Origin of the sequence: Pseudomonas sp. NMS19W (genome assembly GCF_051554255.1) — a bacterium.
Taxonomy (GTDB): Bacteria; Pseudomonadota; Gammaproteobacteria; order Pseudomonadales; family Pseudomonadaceae; genus Aquipseudomonas; species Aquipseudomonas kribbensis.
The window spans coordinates 1,905,738-1,927,891 of the sequence record NZ_CP136718.1 but is presented as its reverse complement, the minus strand read 5'-3'; the positions used below and the strand labels follow the sequence as shown (position 1 = coordinate 1,927,891).

Sequence of the window (22,154 nt, the reverse complement as noted above, 5' to 3'; positions counted from 1 at the left end):
CGGAGTTGAATCATGGCGTTGCAGATCGGTTTTCTATTGTTTCCCCAGGTGCAGCAACTCGACCTGACCGGCCCGTATGACGTGCTGGCCTCGTTGCCGGACGTGCAGGTGCATCTGGTCTGGAAGGATCTGGTGCCGGTGACTTCCAGCACCGGGCTGCTGCTGAAACCGACCACTACGTTCGAGGACTGCCCGGTTTTGGACGTGATCTGCGTTCCCGGCGGTGCCGGGGTCGGACCGTTGATGGAGGATGAGCAGACGCTGGCGTTTATCAAGTCGCAAGCGGCACAGGCTCGGTACGTTACGTCGGTTTGCACCGGTTCGCTGGTGCTTGGCGCGGCGGGTCTGTTGCAGGGCAAACGGGCGACTACGCACTGGGCTTATCACGATCTGCTGCCAACACTGGGCGCGATTCCGGTTAAGGATCGGGTGGTGCGTGACGGCAATCTTTTTACCGGGGGTGGCATCACCGCCGGGATCGATTTTGCCCTGACCCTGGCGCAGGAACTGGTCGGTGCCGACACCGCGCAACTGGTGCAGTTGCAGCTGGAATATGCGCCGGCGCCGCCGTTTGATTCGGGCAGCCCGGACACTGCGCCGAGCGGGATTGTCGATGAGGCGCGCAAGCGTGCGGCGCCTTCGCTGAAACTGCGCCGGGAAATCACCGAGCGCGCGGCGGCGAAGCTCAATCTGCGCTGATTCGTGCGCAGCACAGGCCCTGTGGGGACCAACCCACAGGGCCTGCGTCCCGGTTTTCCCCTGCACCTTCACTTGTCCGCTCGCCCCCACCCGTGTAGAAAGCCTGTCCACAAATCGTGCACAAGGACTTTCCATGACAGCTCTGCCATGGCTCTATCTCGGGCTTCTCAGCCTTGGTTACGGATTGGCGCTGAGTTTCGGCCAGCTCGGCTGGCTGGCGCTGATCTCCATTGCACTGCTGGTTTTTGCCGGTTACGCCGTACGCCAGCAAACCGTGCCGGTCGGGCGTTTTCTCGGCCATGGCCTGTTTATCGTGCTGGCCGTGGCGCTGGCCATGCACTGGCTGCCGGGCTTCTACAATGGCCGGGCCATCCCGGCGCAGCGCTTCACCGACAACGCCGTGCCATTCTCGATGTTCGTGAATCTGGACAAACCGCTGATTGGCTTCTGGCTGTTGCTGGTCTGCCCATGGATCGTCGCGCGGCGCTCGTTGCGCCTGACCGTTTATGCCACCGCGCTGGCACTGACGTTAAGCGTGATTCTGGCGCTGGGCGGCGCGGTGTTGCTGGGCATGATCACCTGGGCGCCGAAATGGCCGGATCAGGCGTGGCTGTGGGTACTGAACAATCTGCTGCTGGTGACGCTGGTCGAAGAAGCGCTGTTTCGCGGCTATATACAGGGCGGCCTGAGCCGGCATTTCAAACACCTGCCCTACGGCGAAAACCTCGCGCTGTTGCTCGCATCCCTGCTGTTTGGTCTGGTGCATGTGGGCGCCGGCTGGCAATGGGTGTTGCTGGCGGGCCTGGCGGGTGTCGGCTATGGTCTGGCCTACCGTTTTGGCGGGCTCGGTGCGGCGATCATGACGCACTTTGGTCTGAACCTGCTGCACTTCGGCCTGTTCACCTATCCGATGCTCGCCGGCTGAGGCAAGCCCCGTTTTGCGACGCCGTACTTATAAATGAAAAAAAACTTCAACAAATCGCCGACCCCGCCGACAACCTTTCAAAGCCTTGCGGATTGAAAAACCATGCGTAATAACCAGCCCATTACACAACGCGAACGGACTTTCCCGGCTCAGCAACGGTTGATTTCCACAACCGACGCCAAAGGCGTGATCACCTACTGCAACGACGCTTTCGTCGAAATCAGCGGGTTTTCGCGTGAGGAACTGATCCGTGCGCCGCACAACCTGGTTCGTCACCCCGACGTCCCGGCTGCGGTGTTTTCGCACATGTGGGGCACACTGAAACAAGGCTTGCCATGGATGGGCATTGTCAAGAATCGCTGCAAGACCGGTGATCATTACTGGGTGAACGCCTATGTAACGCCGGTGTTCGATGGCAGTCAGGTGGTCGGTTACGAGTCGGTACGGGTCAAGCCGTCCGCCGAACAGATCCGCCGTGCCGAAGCGCTCTACCAACGCATCAACCAGGGCAAGTCGGCGATTCCTTCGAGCGACAAATGGCTGCCGATCGTGCAGGACTGGCTGCCGTTCATTCTGGTCAGCCAGTTGAGCTTCATGATCGGCGCCACCCTGAACTCGCAGTGGGGCTTCGCCCTCGCCGCCGGCCTGTCGGTGCCGCTGGGCCTGCTGGGCCTGCAATGGCAACAACGCGGGCTCAAGCGCCTGCTGCGTCTGGCCGAGCAGACCACGTCCGACCCGCTGATCGCGCAGATGTACACCGACAGCCGTGGCGCCCAGGCGCGTCTGGAGATGTCGATCCTCAGTCAGGAAGCGCGCCTGAAAACCTGCCTGACCCGTCTGCAGGACACCGCCGAGCACCTGACCGATCAGGCCAAACAGTCCGACGCCCTGGCGCACAACAGCTCCAGCGGTCTGGAACGTCAGCGCGTGGAAACCGAACAGGTCGCCACCGCCGTCAACCAGATGGCCGCCACTACGCAAGAAGTGGCGAGCCACGTACAACGCACCGCCGACGCCACCCAGGAAGCCAACCGCCTGACCGGTCGCGGCCGCGACATCGCCGGCGAAACCCGCGAAGCCATCCAGCGCCTGTCGGTCGTCGTCGGTGAAACCGGCCTGACCGTCACCCAACTGGCCAAGGACAGCGACGAAATCGGTGGCGTGGTCGACGTGATCAAAGGCATCGCCGACCAGACCAACCTGCTCGCGCTCAACGCTGCGATTGAAGCCGCGCGTGCCGGCGAAATGGGCCGTGGTTTTGCGGTGGTCGCTGACGAAGTCCGCCAACTGGCACAACGCACCAGCGAATCCACCGGCCAGATCCACGCCCTGATCGCCAAGCTGCAACAGACTGCCTCCAGCGCCGTACAAACCATGGAAGCCGGCCATCGCCAGGCGGAAGAAGGTGTTGCGCGGGTTCTGGAAGCAGACCAGGCATTGGTCGGCATCAGCGAAGCGGTGGCCAACATCACCGACATGACCACCCAGATCGCCGCCGCGACCGAAGAGCAAAGTGCCGTGGCTGAAGAAATCAGCCGCAACATCAGCAACATCTCGGAACTGGCGGACCAGACCTCGGAACAGGCGCATAACTCGGCGTTGCTGAGTGAAGAGCTGACCAAGACTGCCAACACGCAGTATTCGTTGGTGGAGCGGTTTAACCGCTGATTGTTCTGGCAATAAAGAAACCCCGGACAGCGAAAGCTTCCGGGGTTTTTTATTGCCTGTCTGAAATGGATGTGGCCAGCACCGCCCTCTTCGTGGGCAAGCCCACTTCCACAGGGTTGCGCATTGGCCACAAAATCTCGTCACACCACCATCATTGTGGGAGCGGGCTTGCCCGCGAAGAGGCCCGGCCTGCCGGCGAAAATCTCATTCGAAAAGCGCGGACAGTGCCTACAACTGAATCAGACCCAACTGACTGGCAGGCGATGAAGCCTAGCTCTACTTTGTCGCTCAAACTTACTCACACGGGCTAGCCAGCATGAATACATCAACTACGCAGAATCCGATGGGCACGACGGACAAACCTGTGAGAAAGGAAGTCCGGGGTGAACTGACATTCCTTGATGTGCGGCGAGCGGCACGTGATGGGCAGAAAGCGTTCGATAAATTTGTGATCTCTGACCGACTGCCTCCCGATTGTTGAGGAGGATCAATCTCGTAATGTTGAAAGCCCGGAACGTGTAAGCATCCGGGCTTTTAGTTACCTGGCTGTCAGAGCTGGCGTTACTGCGGCAAGCGCAACCTGTCCAGCAGCCGATTTACCAGCAACTCGTTCAACATGATTAGCTGTTGCAGCGCCAGCAGCGGTTTGCGCTCCGGGCCTTTCACCGAGTTGGCGATATTGCCGGCCATGGCGTTGGCTGACGACAGCGATTCACAGGCTTCGACGAGCAGTGTTTCGTCATCGAGTGTGGGATCGACCATGTAGATGGGACGGGCCTTGGGTGGGAAGTACTTAGGAATTTCAGGGCCGAGGTAAAAGTCGAGTGCGCGGTCGGCGGCTTCTTTTGTCTTTTGGGATTCGAGCGCGGGGTCGTTGGAGGTTGGATCAGTTTCTGGTGGGTTGGGTGTGGCTTTGAACATAGATTTAACTCCAGTTTCGAATATTTAGGAGCCATCACCCTCGCTACCAAACGAAGGGTGGTGGCCATACGCGGGTTGGTAGACCGGTCGAAACGGGAAACCCGGCGCTCACAAAGGAGCCCCGCGCATGCCCACCATAAAAATCTGAGCCCCAAATAAGGGACTGCATATGGTGACGCCATACGACGGTTTCGAAGCGGGCTACCAAACCCGATCACTGTTTTTCAGTGACAGGGAAACGATATAGCCCTTTCCGAACCGCGTAAGCCGGCGGATTCTGGCGTACGCGTAGGCAACGACGCAAGGTGTTGTAGCCCTTATGGCGTAACGGTTCGTGTACTTTAAACGTGGTCACGCGATCTTGTTTATGTGCTGGAAATGCTGGGCTGGGGGAGCTTTCAGTTTTGGTGGCGTGTCAGTGAAACCTTCCCCCTCACCCTAGCCCTCTCCCCGAGGGAGAGGGGACTGACCGAGGTGTTTGGGCGAGGTACGCCGACGTGGGATACCGAGGTGAACTCAGGTTTTGAAAGCACCTCAATCTGCCTCTCATCTAAGGGAGAGGGACTGACCGAGGTGTTTGGGCGAGGTACGCCGACGTGGGATACCGAGGTGAACTCTGGTCTTAAAGAGCAAACATTCCGCTTCTCACCACTCAAAACGATGAGCGTTAGCTCGAGTACCGCTTTTGATCTTGATCCACGGGCGACGTCGGAAGGCTGAGTGGAGGGGTTTATCCGGGGGGGAGCGCAGCGACCGTTTGGCGAAGCCAAACACATCGAGAGGAGGTGCAGCGAAGCAAACCGTAGGCGATGCCCCCCGGATGAATCCCGAGCGAAGGAACCCCGAGCCTCAGCGAGCGGGCCGGACGTAGGAGCAAGCGTTTTTTTGCTTACTTTTTTTAGGCGTTTGTAAAAAAAGTGAGTCGCCGTAAGGGCGAAACCCTAAGTGGCCGTTGCCGCAGCAACGGATATGCACACAGATCGAAAAGTGTGTCGCGCTCAAGATCTACCCCCTCACCCCAGCCCTCTCCCCCAGGGGGGCGAGGGGGAAAGGGAGCTGATCTTCATGCGGTTCAGAATCTCGATCAGTGCTTGAGAAACGCAGCCACTTTCTGCGCGGCGCTAGCCAAATGCTGCTCATGCGTAAACCCGGAAACCTTGAGCGGCTTCAAATCATGATCCCCAGAGGCCCACCAAAACACCTCAATACTCGGCGATAGATCGTAAGCCTCGACAGCGTCCCGATTCCCCAACGCATCCCGCTCGCCTTGCACAACCAGCGTCCGAGTCTTCAACCCAGCGAGATGTTCGACCCGCGGTTTCTCAGGTTTCCCAACCGCATAAAACGGATACCCCAGACACACCAGCGCATCCGCACCCAACTCGTCGGCCAAGAGACTGGCCATCCGCCCCCCATCGACTTCCCGCCAACCGCCAAAACCCCAGCGACATGAAGTCGCACCAAGCCATAAACCTCACGCCAACATTCGAGCAACTTCGGCGCCGGATTCGGCGGCCGTTTACTGCCATCAACCCGCCGCTGCGCCATATAAGGAAACTCAAACCGCAACACATTCACCCCAAGCCCAGCAAGGCGCCCAGCCATATCGTTCATCCAGTCGCTATCCATCGGCGCCCCCGCCCCATGGGCAAGAATGAGCGTCGCCGAAGCCTCCCCAACAGCCGCATCCCAAAGCCACCCGTGATCCCGCAGGCACTGCGCCCATTGATCCCCGTCAATACTGGCCTTGTGCTGTTTGTCCATGCTTGCCTCGCTTTTAGTCTGCCTATAACTCCAGGCGAAGGATTCGCGGCGTTTTCTGCGCGCGCTCACTTCGGCTGAACCGTGGATGGGGAACCATGAACACTTCTATCAGTACCGCCTACAACTACAAGGTGGTCCGCCAATTCGCCATTATGACGGTGGTGTGGGGCATCGTCGGCATGGGGCTCGGGGTTTTTCTCGCGGCTCAATTGGTCTGGCCCGAACTCAACTTCAACCTGCCGTGGACCAGCTTCGGACGCCTGCGCCCGCTGCACACCAACGCGGTGATCTTCGCGTTCGGCGGCTGTGCCTTGTTCGCCAGTTCGTTCTACTCGGTGCAGCGCACCTGCCAGACGCAATTGTTTGCGCCGAAAATCGCCGCGTTCTGCTTCTGGGGCTGGCAGCTTGTGATCCTGCTGGCGGCCATCAGCCTGCCACTGGGTTACACCAGTTCCAAAGAGTACGCTGAGCTGGAATGGCCGATCGACATCCTGATCACCATCGTCTGGGTCGCCTACGCCATCGTGTTCTTCGGCACGATCATGCAGCGCAAGACCAAGCACATTTATGTGGGCAACTGGTTCTTCGGCGCGTTCATCATCACCGTGGCGATCCTGCACATCGTCAACAACCTCGAGTTGCCGGTGAGCTTCACCAAATCCTACTCGGTGTACGCCGGTGCAACCGATGCGATGGTGCAATGGTGGTACGGCCACAACGCCGTAGGCTTTTTCCTCACCGCCGGTTTCCTCGGGATGATGTACTACTTCGTGCCAAAACAGGCCGAACGTCCGGTGTATTCGTATCGCCTGTCGATCGTGCACTTCTGGGCGCTGATCACCCTGTACATCTGGGCCGGCCCGCACCACTTGCACTACACCGCGCTGCCGGACTGGGCGCAGTCGCTGGGCATGGTGATGTCGCTGGTTCTGCTGGCACCGAGCTGGGGCGGCATGATCAACGGCATGATGACCCTCTCGGGCGCCTGGCATAAGTTGCGCAGCGACCCGATCCTGCGCTTCCTCGTGGTGTCACTGGCGTTCTATGGCATGTCGACCTTCGAAGGTCCGATGATGGCGATCAAGACAGTGAACGCCCTCTCCCACTACACCGACTGGACCATCGGCCACGTACACGCCGGCGCGCTCGGCTGGGTGGCGATGATTTCCATCGGCGCGCTGTACCACATGATCCCGAAAGTCTTCGGCAAAGAGCAGATGCACAGCATCGGTCTGATCAACGCGCACTTCTGGCTCGCGACCATCGGCACCGTTTTGTACATCGCCTCGATGTGGGTCAACGGCATCGCCCAGGGCCTGATGTGGCGCGCAGTGAACGAGGACGGCACGCTGACCTACTCCTTCGTCGAAACCCTGGTGGCCAGCCACCCAGGCTTCGTCGTGCGGCTGATTGGCGGGGCGATCTTCCTCAGCGGCATGTTCCTGATGGCTTACAACACCTGGCGCACCGTGCGGGCCTCGCAGCCTGCTGACGTCGTTGCTGCCGCGCAGATGGCCTGAGGAGTCCGCCATGAAACACGAAACGATTGAAAAGAACGTCGGCCTGCTGATGCTGCTGATGGTGTTCGCCGTGAGCATCGGCGGCCTGACCCAGATCGTCCCGCTGTTCTTCCAGGACGTGACCAACAAACCGGTGGAAGGCATGAAGCCCTACACCGCGCTGCAACTGGAAGGCCGCGACATCTACATCCGCGAAGGCTGCGTCGGTTGCCACTCGCAGATGATCCGTCCGTTCCGCGCCGAGACCGAACGCTACGGCCACTACTCGGTGGCCGGCGAGAGCGTGTGGGATCACCCGTTCCTGTGGGGCTCGAAACGTACCGGTCCGGACCTGGCCCGGGTCGGTTCGCGTTACTCGGATGACTGGCACCGTGCGCACTTGTACAACCCGCGCAACGTCGTACCGGAATCGAAAATGCCGGCCTACCCATGGCTGGTCACTCAACCGGTCGACAGCAGCCACACCGAAACCAAGCTCAAGGTCATGCGCACCCTCGGCGTGCCGTACACCGACGACGACATCAGCGGCGCGGTGGCCAGCCTGAAAGGCAAGACCGAAATGGACGCCCTCGTCTCCTACCTGCAAGTGCTCGGCACTGCGATCAAGAGCAAGAGGTGATCGAGATGGCCTTAGAAATGAGCGCGGGGCTGATTCGCGGCCTCGGCACGGTCGTGGTGTTCGTGGCCTTCGTCGGCCTGACCCTGTGGGTGTTCAACCGCAAGCGCACACCGGAATTCGCCGAAGCGCGCCTGCTGCCGTTTGCCGACGAGCCGCAACCCGACCCAACCCCTGCAACTGAAACAAGGAGTACCCGGCCATGACCACCTTCTGGAGTACGTGGATCTGCGTACTGACCATCGGCAGCCTGATCGGCCTGACCTGGCTGCTGGTCGGCACCCGTCGGGGCGAGACCAAGGGCAGCGTCGACCAGACCATGGGCCACAGCTTCGACGGCATCGAGGAGTACGACAACCCGCTGCCGCAGTGGTGGTTCATGCTGTTCGCCGGCACGCTGGTGTTTTCCGTGGGCTATCTGATCCTGTATCCGGGCCTGGGCAACTGGAAAGGCATCCTGCCCGGCTACGAGGACGGCTGGACCGGCGTCCACGAGTGGGAAAAGGAAATGAGCAAGGCCGACGCCAAATTCGGGCCGATCTTCGCCAAATTCGCCGCGATGCCGGTGGAAGAAGTGGCGAAGGATCCGCAGGCGCTGAAAATGGGTGGCCGTCTGTTCGCCTCCAACTGCTCGGTGTGCCACGGTTCGGACGCCAAGGGCGCCTTCGGCTTCCCCAACCTCGCCGACCAGGACTGGCGCTGGGGCGGCAGTGCCGAGACGATCAAGACCACCATCATGGGTGGCCGGATCGCCGCGATGCCGGCCTGGGGCGAGTCACTGGGTGAGGTGGGCGTGAAAAACGTCGCCGCTTACGTGCGTCACGAACTGGCCGGGCTGCCATTGCCGGCGGATAACAAGGCCGACCTGCAAGCCGGACAGCAGACGTTCAGCACCATGTGCGTAGCCTGTCATGGGGCAACCGGCCAGGGCACTGAAGCCATGGGTGCGCCGAATCTGACGCACCCGGCCGGATTTATCTATGGCACCAGCCTGACCCAGCTTGAGCAGACCATTCGCCATGGTCGTCAGGGCCACATGCCGGCTCAGAACGAGCTGTTGGGCAACGATAAAGTGCAACTGCTCGCCGCTTATGTATACAGTCTGTCAAAAAATACTGAGCAGTTGAGCGACAAGCTTCAAGCTGAAAACTCCAAGTAAAATCACAAGCAATGTATACAATCCTGCAGGCGACATGATTCGTCTTGTCGCTTGCAGCTTGCAGCTCGTAGCTGCTTCCTTTTGTCGCACCCCTTCTTGCCCTCTCCTTTCGGTTCCCCGGATTCGGGTCTACGCTTGCTCGATGCGGACTGGCCCGTGCCGGTTCCAGGTCGACCCCGAGCGAGGCGTTGAACGAATCGGCTGACTGACATGGCCGCAAAGGCCGGTAGATACCGGCTGTCGTGCCGATTACCGTCCGTCACCCGAACCGAGCGTTCGAACACACCCCGTTACATCCGACCGGAACCCCTCGCTTTTTTCGTCCGCTGCGACATTTTGCCCGAGGGCAATTTTGTCCTTACGCGGCGCATGGAAAGGCCGCAGAATCAGCGTTGGAAAGCATTGACCCAGGTCATGGCGCGTTGCATTGACCCCCTGCTTTCTACATACTTGCGGCCGATTTTAATCCTAATAAAACACCCAAACCGTGGAACCTTAGAATGAGCACAGCAATCAGTCCGACTGCTTATAACTATAAGGTAGTCCGCCAGTTCGCCATCATGACGGTGGTCTGGGGGATCCTTGGCATGGGGCTCGGTGTCTTCATTGCCTCGCAACTGGTCTGGCCGGAGTTGAACTTCGGTCTGCCGTGGACGAGCTTTGGACGCCTGCGCCCGTTGCACACAAACCTGGTGATTTTCGCCTTCGGTGGTTGTGCACTGTTTGCCACTTCCTACTATGTCGTGCAGCGAACCTGCCAGACGCGACTGATTTCCGACAGCCTCGCGGCCTTCACCTTCTGGGGATGGCAAGCGGTGATCGTCGGCGCGATCATTACCTTGCCGCTGGGTTACACCACCACCAAGGAATACGCGGAACTGGAATGGCCCCTCGCCATTTTGCTGGCCATTGTCTGGGTCACCTACGGTCTGGTGTTCTTCGGCACCATCACCAAGCGCAAGACCAAACACATCTACGTCGGTAACTGGTTCTACGGCGCGTTCATCGTCGTGACCGCGATGCTGCACATCGTCAACCACGCCTCGCTGCCGGTCAGTTTCTTCAAGTCCTACTCGGCCTACGCCGGTGCGACCGACGCGATGATTCAGTGGTGGTACGGCCACAACGCCGTGGGTTTCTTCCTGACCACCGGCTTCCTGGGGATGATGTACTACTTCGTGCCGAAACAGGCCGAACGTCCGATCTACTCCTATCGCCTGTCGATCGTGCACTTCTGGGCACTGATCACCCTGTACATCTGGGCCGGCCCGCACCACCTGCACTACACCGCACTGCCGGATTGGGCACAATCTCTGGGCATGGCGATGTCGATCATCCTGCTGGCACCGAGCTGGGGCGGCATGATCAACGGCATGATGACCCTGTCGGGCGCCTGGCATAAGCTGCGCACCGACCCGATCCTGCGCTTCCTCGTGGTATCGCTGGCGTTCTACGGCATGTCGACCTTCGAAGGTCCGATGATGGCGATCAAGACCGTCAACTCGCTCTCGCACTACACCGACTGGACCATCGGCCACGTACACGCCGGCGCGCTCGGCTGGGTGGCGATGATCTCGATCGGCGCGATCTACCACATGATCCCGAAACTGTTCGGCCGTGCGCAGATGCACAGCGTGGGTCTGATCAACGCGCACTTCTGGCTCGCGACCATCGGTACGGTTCTGTACATCGCTTCGATGTGGGTCAACGGCATCACCCAAGGCCTGATGTGGCGTGCAATCAACGACGACGGCACCCTCACCTACTCGTTCGTCGAAGCCCTGCAGGCCAGCCACCCTGGCTACATCGTTCGTGCCCTGGGCGGTGCGTTCTTCGCCAGCGGCATGTTCCTGATGGCCTACAACGTGTGGCGCACCGTTCGCGCCTCGGACCCGGCTGAAGCTGAAGCCGCCGCCAAGATCGCCGTAGTTGGAGCTCACTGATGAAGCATGAAGCTGTCGAGAAGAATATTGGCCTGCTGGCCTTCTTCATGGTCATCGCCGTCAGCGTCGGTGGCCTGACCCAAATCGTTCCGCTGTTCTTCCAGGACGTCACCAACAAGCCGGTCGAGGGCATGAAGCCGCGCACCGCCCTTGAACTGGAAGGCCGCGACGTTTACATCGCCAACGGCTGTGTCGGCTGCCACTCGCAGATGATCCGTCCGTTCCGTGCCGAAACCGAACGCTACGGCCACTACTCGGTTGCCGGTGAAAGCGTCTGGGATCACCCGTTCCTGTGGGGTTCCAAGCGTACTGGTCCAGACCTGGCCCGTGTCGGCGGCCGTTACTCCGATGACTGGCAACGTGCGCACTTGTACAACCCGCGCAACGTCGTGCCCGAGTCGAAAATGCCGGCTTACCCGTTCCTCGTGGAAAACAAGCTCGACGGCAAAGACACAGCCAAGAAAATGGAAGTGTTGCGCACGCTCGGCGTCCCTTACACCGACGAAGACATTGCCGGTGCAAAAGACGCTGTAAAGGGTAAAACCGAAATGGACGCGCTGGTGGCCTATCTGCAAGGCCTGGGCACCATCATCAAAAGCAAACGGTGATCTAGATGGATATCGGGATGATTCGAGGCCTGGGCACCGTTGTCGTGATGGTTGCCTTCATCGGCCTGGCGTTGTGGGTGTTCAGCCCCAAGCGCAAGTCGGAGTTTGAAGACGCGACCTTGCTGCCCTTCGCGGATGATCCCGAAGCCATCAAGCACGTCGAGCAAGCTTCTAGGAGTAACAAAGAATGACTACATTCTGGAGTCTGTACGTCACAGTCCTCAGTCTCGGTACGATCTTTTCCCTGACCTGGCTGTTGCTGTCGACCCGCAAGGGCCAGCGCACCGAGCAGACCGACGAGACGGTCGGCCACTCCTTCGACGGGATCGAGGAGTACGACAACCCGCTGCCGAAATGGTGGTTCATGCTGTTCGTGGGCACCATCGTGTTCGCCCTGGGTTATCTGGTGCTGTACCCGGGCCTGGGCAGCTGGAAAGGTCTGCTGCCGGGCTACAACTACCTCGATAACGAAAAGCAGACCCCGTTCGCCAACGGCCAGACCGGCTGGACCGGCGTTCACGAGTGGGAAAAGGAAATGGCTCGCTCGGACGCCAAGTTCGGTCCGATCTTCGCCAAGTTCGCGGCGATGCCGATTGAGGAAGTCGCGAAGGATCCGCAAGCCCTGAAGATGGGTGGACGTCTGTTCGCCTCCAACTGCTCGGTCTGCCACGGTTCCGACGCCAAGGGCGCTTATGGCTTCCCTAACCTGACCGACGCCGACTGGCGCTGGGGCGGCGAGCCGGAAACCATCAAGACCACCATCATGGGCGGTCGTCACGCGGTGATGCCGGCCTGGGCTGAAGTGATCGGTGAGCAAGGCGTGGCCGACGTGGCGGCCTTCGTGCTGACCAACCTCGATGGCCGCAAGCTGCCGGAAGGCACCAAGGCGGATCCGGCCAACGGCCAGAAACTGTTCGCTGCCAACTGCGTGGCGTGCCACGGTCCGGAAGGCAAAGGTACGCCAGCAATGGGCGCCCCTAACCTGACCCACCCGGCCGCGTTCATCTACGGTTCGAGCTTCGCGCAACTGCAGCAGACCATCCGTTACGGCCGTCAGGGCCAGATGCCTGCTCAGGAACAACTGCAAGGCAACGACAAGGTTCACCTGCTGGCTGCGTATGTTTACAGCCTGTCCCATGGTGAAAAAGCACCGGAAGCCGAGGCCCAGTAAGGCCAACGCTTGAAGCAAAAAAAGGCCCCGCCAGTGAGAACCGGCGGGGCCTTTTGCATTCCGGCACCTTCATGATTTGCGACGAATGCTCGATAGACGATTGATGATGTGCCCTGTAGTTTGCTGTTCTGCCTGACGGAAGACCTCAGGAACATCGTTCGACGCACTCAATTCAAGGAAGAAAACCGATGCGAGAATCCGATCACGACTGCGTGCAACCCCGTGATGATTTCATTTACACCTATCCGGATATTGAAGACTCAAGCAGAAGATCCCGGCAACGACAACAGGAAAACCGTCGAGCGAACCGGGAAGGAAAAAAACAGCGGGCTGGACAGCCTCGGAGGCGGAAAACTGGTTTGATGTCGCGCGATCCGGGGAAGCCGTTCGCCAAAGCAGGATCAGGGATCGTCTATAGTCAATTGATCTGCATCATGCTTTGTTACATTCGCTACACCATTCAGGTTTTTTTCCCCAACGCGACCAAAGGTCGCACCCGTTCGTCGGCATCACAGGCGTATCATTGCGCCACCGCAACACCCTTTCTGACCCCGGCCGGCACGTATCGACCGAGGCATTTTTCCACTGCCGTGGGATGCAATGATGAGTAATCAGATTCCGGTACACGACGTCACGCCCCCCAACAAGAACGCGAACAACAGCGTCGACCTTTACGCCTCTCGAGAAAAAATCTACACCCGTGCTTTCACCGGCCTGTTCCGCAATCTGCGGATGATGGGCGGCACGGCGCTGTTCCTGCTGTATTTCGGTACGGTGTGGCTGAACTGGGGTGGCCACCAGGCCGTGTGGTGGAACCTGCCGGAACGCAAGTTCTTCATCTTCGGTGCCACCTTCTGGCCCCAGGATTTCATCCTGCTTTCGGGCCTGCTGATCATTGCCGCGTTCGGCCTGTTCTTCATCACGGTGTACGCCGGCCGGGTCTGGTGTGGCTACACCTGTCCGCAAAGCGTGTGGACGTGGATTTTCATGTGGTGCGAGAAGGTCACCGAAGGCGACCGCAACCAGCGCATCAAGCTCGACAAGGCGCCGATGAGCGCCAACAAGTTCCTGCGCAAGTTCGCCAAGCACGCCATGTGGCTGCTGATCGGCTTCGTCACCGGCATGACCTTCGTCGGCTACTTCTCGCCGATCCGCGAACTGGTGTTCGACTTCTTCACAGGCCAGGCCGATGGCTGGTCGTATTTCTGGGTCGGCTTCTTCACCCTCGCCACCTACGGCAACGCCGGCTGGCTGCGTGAGCAGGTGTGCATCTACATGTGCCCGTATGCGCGCTTCCAGAGCGTGATGTTCGATAAGGACACGCTGATCGTTTCCTATGATCCGCGTCGCGGCGAAAGCCGTGGCCCGCGCAAGAAAGGCGTCGATTACAAGGCTCAGGGCCTGGGCGACTGTATCGATTGCACCATGTGCGTACAGGTCTGCCCGACCGGCATCGACATCCGCGACGGCCTGCAGATCGAGTGCATCGGCTGCGCCGCGTGCATCGATGCCTGCGACAGCATCATGGACAAGATGGACTACCCGCGCGGGCTGATCAGCTACACCACCGAACACAACCTGTCCGGGCAGAAAACCCATAAACTGCGTCCGCGCCTGATCGGTTATGCCGTGGTGCTGCTGGCAATGATCAGCCTGTTGGTGACGGCATTTTTCATGCGTTCGCTGGTGGGTTTCGACGTCAGCAAGGACCGCGTGCTGTACCGCGAGAACGCCGAAGGCCGGGTCGAAAACGTCTACAGCCTGAAGATCATGAACAAGGATCAGCGCGACCACACCTACGTGCTGGAAGCCGCCGGATTGCCGGATCTGCGCCTGCAAGGCAGACGCGAGATCAAGGTGCCGGCCGGGGAAATCTTCAGCATGCCGGTCGAGCTGTCGAGCGCCCCCGAACAACTGCCGTCGAGCACCAACGAGGTGAAATTCATCCTCAAGGATGCCGATGACGACAGCGTCCACGTAGAAGCCAAGAGCCGGTTCATCGGCCCACAAAATCGTTGAGAGAACTGAACATGCCCGCAGCAAACGCCGCAAGCCCCTGGTACAAGCATCTCTGGCCGTGGATCATCATCGGGATCCTCGCGTGCTCGGTGACCCTGACGCTGTCCATGGTGACCATCGCGGTGAACAACCCGGACAACCTGGTCAACGACAACTACTACGAGGCGGGCAAGGGCATCAACCGTTCGCTGGACCGTGAAATGCTCGCGCAAAACCTGAAGATGCGCGCCAACGTTCATCTGGACGACGTGACCGGCGAAGTCGACCTGCGCCTTAGCGGCGACAGCCAGCCGAAAACTCTGGAACTGAACCTGATCTCGCCGACCCAGCCGGACAAGGATCGCAAGATTGTTCTGACCCGCAGCGAAACCGAGCAGGGTCGTTACATTGGCCAGGTGAACGACAAGGTTGAAGGTCGCCGTTTTGTTGAGCTGCTGGGGTCGCAGGACGATCACGTGTGGCGGATGTTCGAGGAAGAAGTGGTCAGCCATGACAAGGATCTGCTTCTCGGTGACGAACCGCTGCAAGGCGCGGAAGACCTGAAGAAGTGAATCAAGATCAAAAGCCCCTCACCCTAGCCCTCCCGAAACGTCGGACCGCCCGGAGGGAGAGGGAACTGATCTCGGGTGTTTGCAGACCTGATGTACGCCAGTGACGACAGCGCTGACTGAACCTGATAATCCGGCCGCCACCGATCGGCTCCCTCTTCCCTAGGAAAGAGGACTGATCTCGGGTGTTTGCATAATCGATGTACGCCAGTGACGACAGCGCTGACTGAACCCATTAATCCGGCCTCCACCGATCGGCTCTCTCTCCCTCCGGGAGAGGGCTGGGGTGAGGGCAAGCGGACCACTCGATTCCAAGGGTTTATCCCCTCGACAATGCCATGACCACTCCACTCCCCTGCTACCACTGCGCCCTGCCCGTTCCGTCCGGCAGCCGCTTCACCGCCATCGTGCTCGGGGAGTCCCGCGAGTTCTGCTGCCCCGGCTGTCAGGCCGTGGCCGAAGCCATCGTCGCCGGCGGGCTGGAAAGTTATTACCAGCACCGCAGCGAAGCCTCGGCCAACCCCGAAGCCCTGCCGGTGCAACTGGTGGACGAGCTGGCGCTGTATGACCGCGCCGACGTGCAGCAACCTTTCGTCCGCCACGAAGGTGAACTGGCCGAAACCACGCTGTTGATGGAAGGCATCAGTTGCGCCGCGTGCGGCTGGCTGATCGAGAAACACCTGCGCACGCTGCCCGCCGTGGCCGAGGCGCGGCTGAACTTGTCCAACCATCGCCTGCACGTGCGCTGGGCCGACGCCCAACTGCCGCTGAGCCAGATCCTCGGCGAACTGCGCCACATCGGCTACGCCGCGCACCCGTATCAGGCCGACCGCGCCAGCGAACAACTGGCCAGCGAAAACCGCCTCGCCTTGCGCCAACTCGGCGTCGCCGGGCTGCTTTGGTTCCAGGCGATGATGGCGACCATGGCCACCTGGCCGGAATTCAACATAGACCTCAGCCCCGAGTTGCACACCATCCTGCGCTGGGTCGCGCTGTTCCTTACCACGCCGATTGTGTTCTACAGCTGCGCGCCGTTTTTCAAAGGCGCCATGCGCGACTTGCGCACTCGCCACCTGACCATGGACGTCTCGGTGTCGCTGGCGATCGGCGCGGCGTATGTCGCCGGGATCTGGACGTCGATCACCGGGGTCGGCGAGCTGTATTTCGACGCGGTGGGCATGTTCGCCCTGTTTCTGCTCGCCGGACGCTACCTCGAACGCCGTGCCCGGGAACGCACCGCCGCTGCCACCGCGCAACTGGTCAATCTGCTGCCGGCCTCGTGCCTGCGACTCGACGACACCGGCCAAAGCGAGCGCATCCTGCTCAGCGAACTGCGCCTTGGCGACCGGGTGCTGGTGCAGCCCGGCTCGGTGCTGCCGGCGGACGGCAAGATCCTCGACGGCCAGTCGAGTATCGATGAGTCGCTGCTGACCGGCGAATACCTGCCGCAACCGCGCACACTGGGCGACGCCGTCACCGCCGGCACGCTGAATGTGGAAGGTGCGCTGACCGTCGAGGTGCAGGCGCTGGGTCAGGACACGCGGCTGTCGGCCATCGTTCGCCTGCTGGATCGCGCCCAGGCGGAAAAACCCCGCCTGGCGGAAATCGCCGACCTTGCCGCGCAATGGTTTCTGCTGCTGTCGCTGATCGCGGCGGCCGCCATCGGCCTGCTGTGGTGGGAACTGGATTCGTCGCGAGCGTTCTGGATCGTCCTTGCCATGTTGGTCGCCACTTGCCCTTGTGCGTTGTCACTGGCAACGCCGACAGCCCTCACCGCCGCCACCGGCACCCTGCACAAACTCGGCCTGCTGCTGACCCGCGGCCATGTGCTGGAAGGCCTGAACCAGATCGACACGGTGATTTTCGACAAGACCGGCACCCTTACCGAAGGACGACTGGTGCTGCGTTCGATCCGCCCCCTCGGCGCCCTCGACAGCGATCAGTGCCTGAGCCTGGCCGCCGCGCTGGAAAACCGTTCGGAACACCCGATTGCCCGCGCCTTTGGCCGGGCGCCGCTGGCCGCCGAAGAGGTTCACAGCACGCCGGGACTGGGGCTTGAAGGCCTGGTTGGCGAACAGCGTTTACGCATCGGCCAGGCGGACTTTGTCTGTGATCTCAGCAGTGTGCCCGTCCCGAAGATGCCCGACGAACCGGGCCAGTGGTTGTTGCTCGGCGACAGCAATGGACCGCTGGCCTGGTTCGCCCTCGACGACCGTCTGCGCGACGACGCTCCGGCCCTGCTCGCCGCGTGCAAGGCGCGCGGCTGGCACACGCTGCTGCTGTCGGGCGACAGTTCGCCGATGGTCGCCAGTGTTGCCGCCGAACTGGGTATCGACGAGGCCCGGGGCGGTCTGCGCCCGGACGACAAGCTGCAAGTGCTGCAAAAACTGCACAAGGACGGCCGCAAGGTGTTGATGCTCGGTGACGGGGTCAACGACGTGCCGGTGCTGGCCGCTGCGGACATCAGCGTGGCCATGGGCTCGGCCACGGATCTGGCGAAAACCAGTGCCGATGCGGTACTGCTGTCCAACCGTCTCGATGCGCTGGTGCAAGCCTTCACGCTGGCCCGCCGCACGCGCCGGGTGATCATCGAGAACCTGTTGTGGGCCGCGCTGTACAATGGCCTCATGTTGCCGTTCGCCGCCCTCGGCTGGATCACTCCGGTATGGGCCGCCGTCGGCATGTCGATCAGTTCCCTGACCGTGGTGCTCAACGCCCTGCGCCTGACTCGCCTGCCGAGTGCGCCGGCCGTCAACGCCTCGTCAGAAACCCGCCCGCTGCCGGCCTGAGCCGCGCGGGCATGGAGTACAGATGCCAGCTCTCTACGTGATGATTCCGGCCGCGCTACTGATCGTGGCCATCGCCGTCTACATCTTCTTCTGGGCGGTGGACAGCGGCCAGTACGACGACCTCGACGGCCCGGCCCACAGCATCCTGTTCGACGACCAGGACCCGAAGCACACCGCCGCCGTGGACGAAGCCAACCCGACAAAACCGGACGACAAGGCGCCGCCCCATGCTTGAACTGGCGCCGCTGCTGGTGTCTGCGCTGATTCTCGGCCTGCTCGGCGGCGGGCATTGCCTGGGCATGTGCGGCGGCTTGATGGGCGCGCTGACCCTGGCAATCCCCAAAGAACAACGCAGCCGACGCTTTCGACTGCTGCTGGCGTACAACCTCGGGCGAATCCTCAGCTATGCCACGGCCGGATTGCTGATCGGGCTGGCGGGATGGGCAGTGGCCAACAGTCCCGCGGCGTTGTTCATGCGGGTTCTGGCCGGGTTGCTGCTGATCGCCATGGGCTTGTACCTGGCTGGCTGGTGGAGCGGCCTGACCCGCATTGAAAGCCTCGGTCGTGGACTGTGGCGCTACATTCAGCCTGTCGCCAATCGCCTGCTGCCGGTGTCGAGTCTGCCCCGGGCGCTGCTGCTCGGCGCGCTGTGGGGCTGGCTGCCGTGCGGGCTGGTTTACAGCACGCTGCTGTGGTCGGCCAGTCAGGGCAATGCGCTGGACAGTGCCTTGCTGATGCTCGCCTTCGGGCTCGGCACCTGGCCGGTGTTACTGGCGACCGGACTCGCGGCGGAACGAGTGACGGCGCTGTTGCGCAAACGCAGCGTGCGCATGGCCGGCGGTCTGCTGGTGATCCTGTTCGGTATCTGGACCCTGCCGGGGCCGCACCAGCACTGGCTGATGGGCCACTGACCCAGGCTTGATGCAAATCAAGATGCCCCGCCGCGCCCTCCCTAGACTCGCTCACACTGCCAGCCTATCCGGGGGAATGCCCGCATGCTCGACGCCATTCGTTGGGACACCGATTTGATCCGCCGCTACGACCTGGCGGGGCCGCGCTACACCTCGTACCCGACGGCCGTGCAATTCAACAGTCAGGTCGGCACCTTCGACCTGTTCCACGCCCTGCGTGACAGCCGCAAGGCTCTGCGCCCGCTGTCGCTGTACGTGCATGTGCCGTTCTGCGCGAACATTTGCTACTACTGCGCCTGCAACAAGGTCATCACCAAGGATCGCGGCCGCGCCCTGCCGTACCTGCAACGGCTCGAGCAGGAGATCCAGTTGATCGCCTGCCACCTCGACCCGGCGCAGAAAGTCGAGCAACTGCACTTCGGCGGCGGCACCCCGACCTTTCTCAGCCATGACGAGTTGCGGCAGTTGATGGCGCACCTGCGCAAGCATTTCAATCTGCTGGATGACGACTCAGGCGATTACGGCATCGAAATCGACCCGCGCGAAGCCGACTGGTCGACCATGGGCCTGCTGCGGGAGCTGGGCTTCAACCGGGTCAGCATCGGCCTGCAGGATCTCGACCCGGCGGTGCAACGCGCAGTCAATCGCCTGCAAAGCCTGGAAGAAACCCGCGCGGTGATCGACGCGGCGCGGACCCTGCAATTTCGCTCGATCAACATCGACCTGATCTACGGCCTGCCCAAACAGACCCCGGACAACTTTGCCCGCACCGTCGAAGAAGTCATCAGCCTGCAACCGGACCGGCTCTCGGTGTTCAACTATGCGCACCTGCCGGAACGCTTCATGCCGCAGCGACGGATCAACGGCAATGAATTGCCGAGCCCGACGCAAAAGCTGGAAATGCTGCAACGCACCATCGAACAACTGACCGCCGCCGGCTACCGTTACATCGGCATGGACCACTTCGCCCTGCCCGACGATGAACTGGCGATTGCCCAGGAAGAATCGACCCTGCAACGCAACTTCCAGGGCTACACCACCCACGGTCATTGCGACCTGATCGGTCTGGGCGTGTCGGCCATCAGCCAGATCGGCGACCTGTACTGCCAGAACAGCAGCGACCTCAATCACTACCAGAACACTTTGGCCGGCGCGCAACTGGCCACGAGCCGTGGCCTGGTGTGCAACGCTGACGACCGCTTGCGTCGCGCGGTGATTCAGCAATTGATCTGCAACTTCAGCCTGGATTTCGCCGAGATCGAGCGCAGTTTCAACATCGACTTTCAGGGCTACTTCGGCGCGCTCTGGCCGCAATTGCAGGGCATGGCAAAGGACGGCCTGATCGAACTGGATCGCGAACGAATCAATGTGTTGCCGGCCGGGCGTCTGCTGGTGCGCTCGGTGTGCATGGTGTTCGATGCGTATCTGGAACAGCAGAACCGCCAGCGTTTCTCGCGGGTGATCTAGCTCTTCATCAGCAAGGTATTGGTTTTCAGGTTCTGGTCCGCAGTCAGGCCCGATTGGTCAATGACCTTGGCCAGGGACAGGTTGGCGGTAATCAGACCGTTGTTGAGGGCGGAAATGGCGCCTTTGAGGGCAGCGATCTTGGCGAATCGCTCTTCGTTGGAGAGAGTCTTGTTAGCCATCAGCGCGTTGATCTGGGCGTTTTTTTCGGCGATCTGCTGGCGCAACTTGCGAATCATCTTCAGCAATTGCTGGACGTTTTCCGGCAAGCCGCTTTCATCGATATCGCTGTTTTTCCCGCCGACACCGGCGGATTTTGCAATGGCGGCACCGGACAGCGACACTTTGACGCCCTCGACCAAGGTCGGGGTTCCCAACGATGCCGCGTCTGTGCCGGACTCATCGTCAACGGAGGTTTCAGCACTTTCCAGCAATGACGCAACGCCACTGTTACCGGGGGTCAGCGTGCCAATAGCAGTCATCGAAGCGGTTCCTTGCATGCCGTCAGATACCTGTTTATCGGCCGTCATCCCTGCGGCTTTATGCCGTGGAGGCAATCTCGCCACAGGCTGGCCTGAATGTCCTCCCCTGGGTTACCCTTACGCCTTATGTGTGTTTTCCCACAAGGATTTAAGAAATGTCCGAGCCAGTTAAACTGCGCGCTCATAACCAGGCTAATTGCAAGGATTGCAGCCTGGCCCCTCTCTGCCTGCCACTTTCGCTGAATCTGGAAGACATGGATGCGCTGGACGAAATCGTTAAACGTGGCCGCCCGTTGAAAAAGGGTGAGTTCCTGTTCCGCCAGGGTGACACTTTCGATTCCGTTTATGCAGTACGCTCCGGCGCTCTGAAGACCTTCAGCCTGAGTGATGCCGGCGAAGAACAACTGACCGGTTTCCACCTGCCGAGTGAACTGGTCGGGCTGTCCGGCATGGACACCGAGAAGCACCCGGTTTCCGCCCAGGCCCTGGAAACCACTTCGGTTTGCGAGATTCCGTTCGAACGCCTTGACGAACTGGCCCTGCAACTGCCGCAACTGCGCCGCCAGTTGATGCGCGTGATGAGCCGGGAAATCCGCGACGACCAGCAAATGATGCTGCTGCTGTCGAAGAAGACTGCCGACGAGCGCATCGCCACGTTCCTGGTCAACCTGTCGGCACGCTTCCGCGCTCGCGGCTTCTCGGCCAACCAGTTCCGCCTGAGCATGTCGCGTAATGAAATCGGCAACTATCTGGGGCTGGCGGTGGAAACCGTGTCCCGGGTCTTCACGCGCTTCCAGCAGAACGAACTGATCGCCGCCGAGGGCAAGGAAATCCATATCCTCGACCCGATCCAGCTCTGCGCCCTGGCTGGCGGCTCGCTCGAAGTCTGATCTCGACCCGCGGCCGAGCGTATCGTTTCAGCCGCGGGTATACTGCGCCGTTTGCAG

The 22,154-nt window shown here is 60.9% G+C and carries 21 protein-coding genes and 1 pseudogene; 19 read left to right on the top strand and 3 right to left on the bottom strand.

Going from position 1 to position 22,154, the window contains the following annotated elements; translation table 11 throughout:
- The first annotated feature begins 12 nt into the window (after positions 1-12).
- From inhA to R1A29_RS08800, 3 genes are all read left to right on the top strand, one after another.
- Positions 13-699 carry an isonitrile hydratase gene (gene inhA, locus R1A29_RS08810; protein WP_438301178.1) on the top strand — a complete coding sequence of 229 codons (687 nt, stop codon included), beginning with the start codon at positions 13-15 and terminating at the stop codon, positions 697-699.
- Positions 700-832: 133 nt separating this feature from the next.
- Entirely contained in the window at positions 833-1,624 is a 792-nt protein-coding gene (locus R1A29_RS08805) for a CPBP family glutamic-type intramembrane protease (RefSeq protein ID WP_438301177.1), read from the top strand.
- 102 nt (positions 1,625-1,726) lie between these two features.
- The gene (locus tag R1A29_RS08800) at positions 1,727-3,292 is read left to right on the top strand and encodes a methyl-accepting chemotaxis protein (protein WP_085711948.1); all 1,566 of its coding nucleotides are present in this window, start codon (positions 1,727-1,729) and stop codon (positions 3,290-3,292) included.
- A gap of 561 nt (positions 3,293-3,853) precedes the next feature.
- Here R1A29_RS08800 and R1A29_RS08795 read toward each other — a convergent pair.
- A complete protein-coding gene (locus R1A29_RS08795) occupies positions 3,854-4,213 on the bottom strand; it encodes a DUF6124 family protein (protein ID WP_400758580.1) in 360 nt (119 codons plus the stop codon).
- A gap of 1,084 nt (positions 4,214-5,297) precedes the next feature.
- Positions 5,298-5,977, bottom strand: a pseudogene (locus R1A29_RS08790) (alpha/beta family hydrolase).
- A gap of 95 nt (positions 5,978-6,072) precedes the next feature.
- Between R1A29_RS08790 and ccoN (R1A29_RS08785) the strand changes: the two are divergent.
- The 15 genes from ccoN (R1A29_RS08785) (at position 6,073) to hemN (ending at position 20,728) form a co-directional block, all read left to right on the top strand.
- Positions 6,073-7,497, top strand: a complete 1,425-nt coding sequence (ccoN, locus tag R1A29_RS08785; RefSeq protein WP_011333291.1) for a cytochrome-c oxidase, cbb3-type subunit I — start codon at positions 6,073-6,075, stop codon at positions 7,495-7,497.
- Positions 7,498-7,507: 10 nt separating this feature from the next.
- Positions 7,508-8,116, top strand: coding sequence for a cytochrome-c oxidase, cbb3-type subunit II (gene ccoO, locus R1A29_RS08780; RefSeq protein ID WP_085700207.1), 609 nt, complete (start codon positions 7,508-7,510; stop codon positions 8,114-8,116).
- Positions 8,117-8,121: 5 nt separating this feature from the next.
- Positions 8,122-8,319 (top strand): cbb3-type cytochrome oxidase subunit 3, encoded by a 198-nt coding sequence (locus R1A29_RS08775; protein ID WP_248741074.1) that lies wholly within the window; start codon positions 8,122-8,124, stop codon positions 8,317-8,319.
- Positions 8,316-9,272: a cytochrome-c oxidase, cbb3-type subunit III gene (gene ccoP / locus R1A29_RS08770; protein ID WP_438301176.1), complete on the top strand. Its 957-nt coding sequence runs from the start codon at positions 8,316-8,318 to the stop codon at positions 9,270-9,272. The genes R1A29_RS08775 and ccoP (R1A29_RS08770) overlap by 4 nt, the downstream gene beginning before the upstream one ends.
- Before the next feature lie 500 nt (positions 9,273-9,772).
- Complete coding sequence (ccoN, locus tag R1A29_RS08765) at positions 9,773-11,215, top strand: cytochrome-c oxidase, cbb3-type subunit I (protein WP_085711942.1); 1,443 nt, start codon at positions 9,773-9,775, stop codon at positions 11,213-11,215.
- Positions 11,215-11,823: a cytochrome-c oxidase, cbb3-type subunit II gene (ccoO, locus tag R1A29_RS08760; protein ID WP_007905434.1), complete on the top strand. Its 609-nt coding sequence runs from the start codon at positions 11,215-11,217 to the stop codon at positions 11,821-11,823. The genes ccoN (R1A29_RS08765) and ccoO (R1A29_RS08760) overlap by 1 nt, the downstream gene beginning before the upstream one ends.
- 5 nt (positions 11,824-11,828) lie before the next feature.
- Positions 11,829-12,014, top strand: a complete 186-nt coding sequence (locus R1A29_RS08755) for a CcoQ/FixQ family Cbb3-type cytochrome c oxidase assembly chaperone (protein WP_003175465.1) — start codon at positions 11,829-11,831, stop codon at positions 12,012-12,014.
- Entirely contained in the window at positions 12,011-12,994 is a 984-nt protein-coding gene (gene ccoP / locus R1A29_RS08750) for a cytochrome-c oxidase, cbb3-type subunit III (protein ID WP_085711941.1), read from the top strand. The genes R1A29_RS08755 and ccoP (R1A29_RS08750) overlap by 4 nt, the downstream gene beginning before the upstream one ends.
- Positions 12,995-13,182: 188 nt before the next feature.
- Positions 13,183-13,605, top strand: coding sequence for a hypothetical protein (locus tag R1A29_RS08745; RefSeq protein ID WP_438301175.1), 423 nt, complete (start codon positions 13,183-13,185; stop codon positions 13,603-13,605).
- A complete protein-coding gene (gene ccoG, locus R1A29_RS08740) occupies positions 13,598-15,013 on the top strand; it encodes a cytochrome c oxidase accessory protein CcoG (protein ID WP_438301174.1) in 1,416 nt (471 codons plus the stop codon). The genes R1A29_RS08745 and ccoG overlap by 8 nt, the downstream gene beginning before the upstream one ends.
- 11 nt (positions 15,014-15,024) lie before the next feature.
- On the top strand, positions 15,025-15,564 hold the full coding sequence (locus R1A29_RS08735) for a FixH family protein (RefSeq protein WP_438301172.1): 540 nt from the start codon (positions 15,025-15,027) through the stop codon (positions 15,562-15,564).
- 335 nt (positions 15,565-15,899) lie between these two features.
- Positions 15,900-18,350 carry a heavy metal translocating P-type ATPase gene (locus R1A29_RS08730; RefSeq protein ID WP_438301171.1) on the top strand — a complete coding sequence of 817 codons (2,451 nt, stop codon included), beginning with the start codon at positions 15,900-15,902 and terminating at the stop codon, positions 18,348-18,350.
- 22 nt (positions 18,351-18,372) lie between these two features.
- Complete coding sequence (gene ccoS, locus R1A29_RS08725) at positions 18,373-18,585, top strand: cbb3-type cytochrome oxidase assembly protein CcoS (RefSeq protein ID WP_114882055.1); 213 nt, start codon at positions 18,373-18,375, stop codon at positions 18,583-18,585.
- Complete coding sequence (locus tag R1A29_RS08720; RefSeq protein ID WP_039770036.1) at positions 18,578-19,261, top strand: sulfite exporter TauE/SafE family protein; 684 nt, start codon at positions 18,578-18,580, stop codon at positions 19,259-19,261. Before ccoS ends, R1A29_RS08720 begins: the two co-directional genes overlap by 8 nt.
- 84 nt (positions 19,262-19,345) lie before the next feature.
- The gene (gene hemN / locus R1A29_RS08715; RefSeq protein WP_085711935.1) at positions 19,346-20,728 is read left to right on the top strand and encodes an oxygen-independent coproporphyrinogen III oxidase; all 1,383 of its coding nucleotides are present in this window, start codon (positions 19,346-19,348) and stop codon (positions 20,726-20,728) included.
- Here the strand turns inward: hemN and R1A29_RS08710 are convergent.
- Entirely contained in the window at positions 20,725-21,207 is a 483-nt protein-coding gene (locus tag R1A29_RS08710; RefSeq protein ID WP_119426416.1) for a hypothetical protein, read from the bottom strand. The two genes, hemN and R1A29_RS08710, sit on opposite strands and share 4 nt — an antisense overlap.
- 155 nt (positions 21,208-21,362) lie before the next feature.
- Here R1A29_RS08710 and fnr point away from each other — a divergent pair, with 155 nt between their 5' ends.
- Positions 21,363-22,097, top strand: coding sequence for a fumarate/nitrate reduction transcriptional regulator Fnr (gene fnr / locus R1A29_RS08705; protein WP_085711933.1), 735 nt, complete (start codon positions 21,363-21,365; stop codon positions 22,095-22,097).
- Positions 22,098-22,154: the final 57 nt, after the last annotated feature.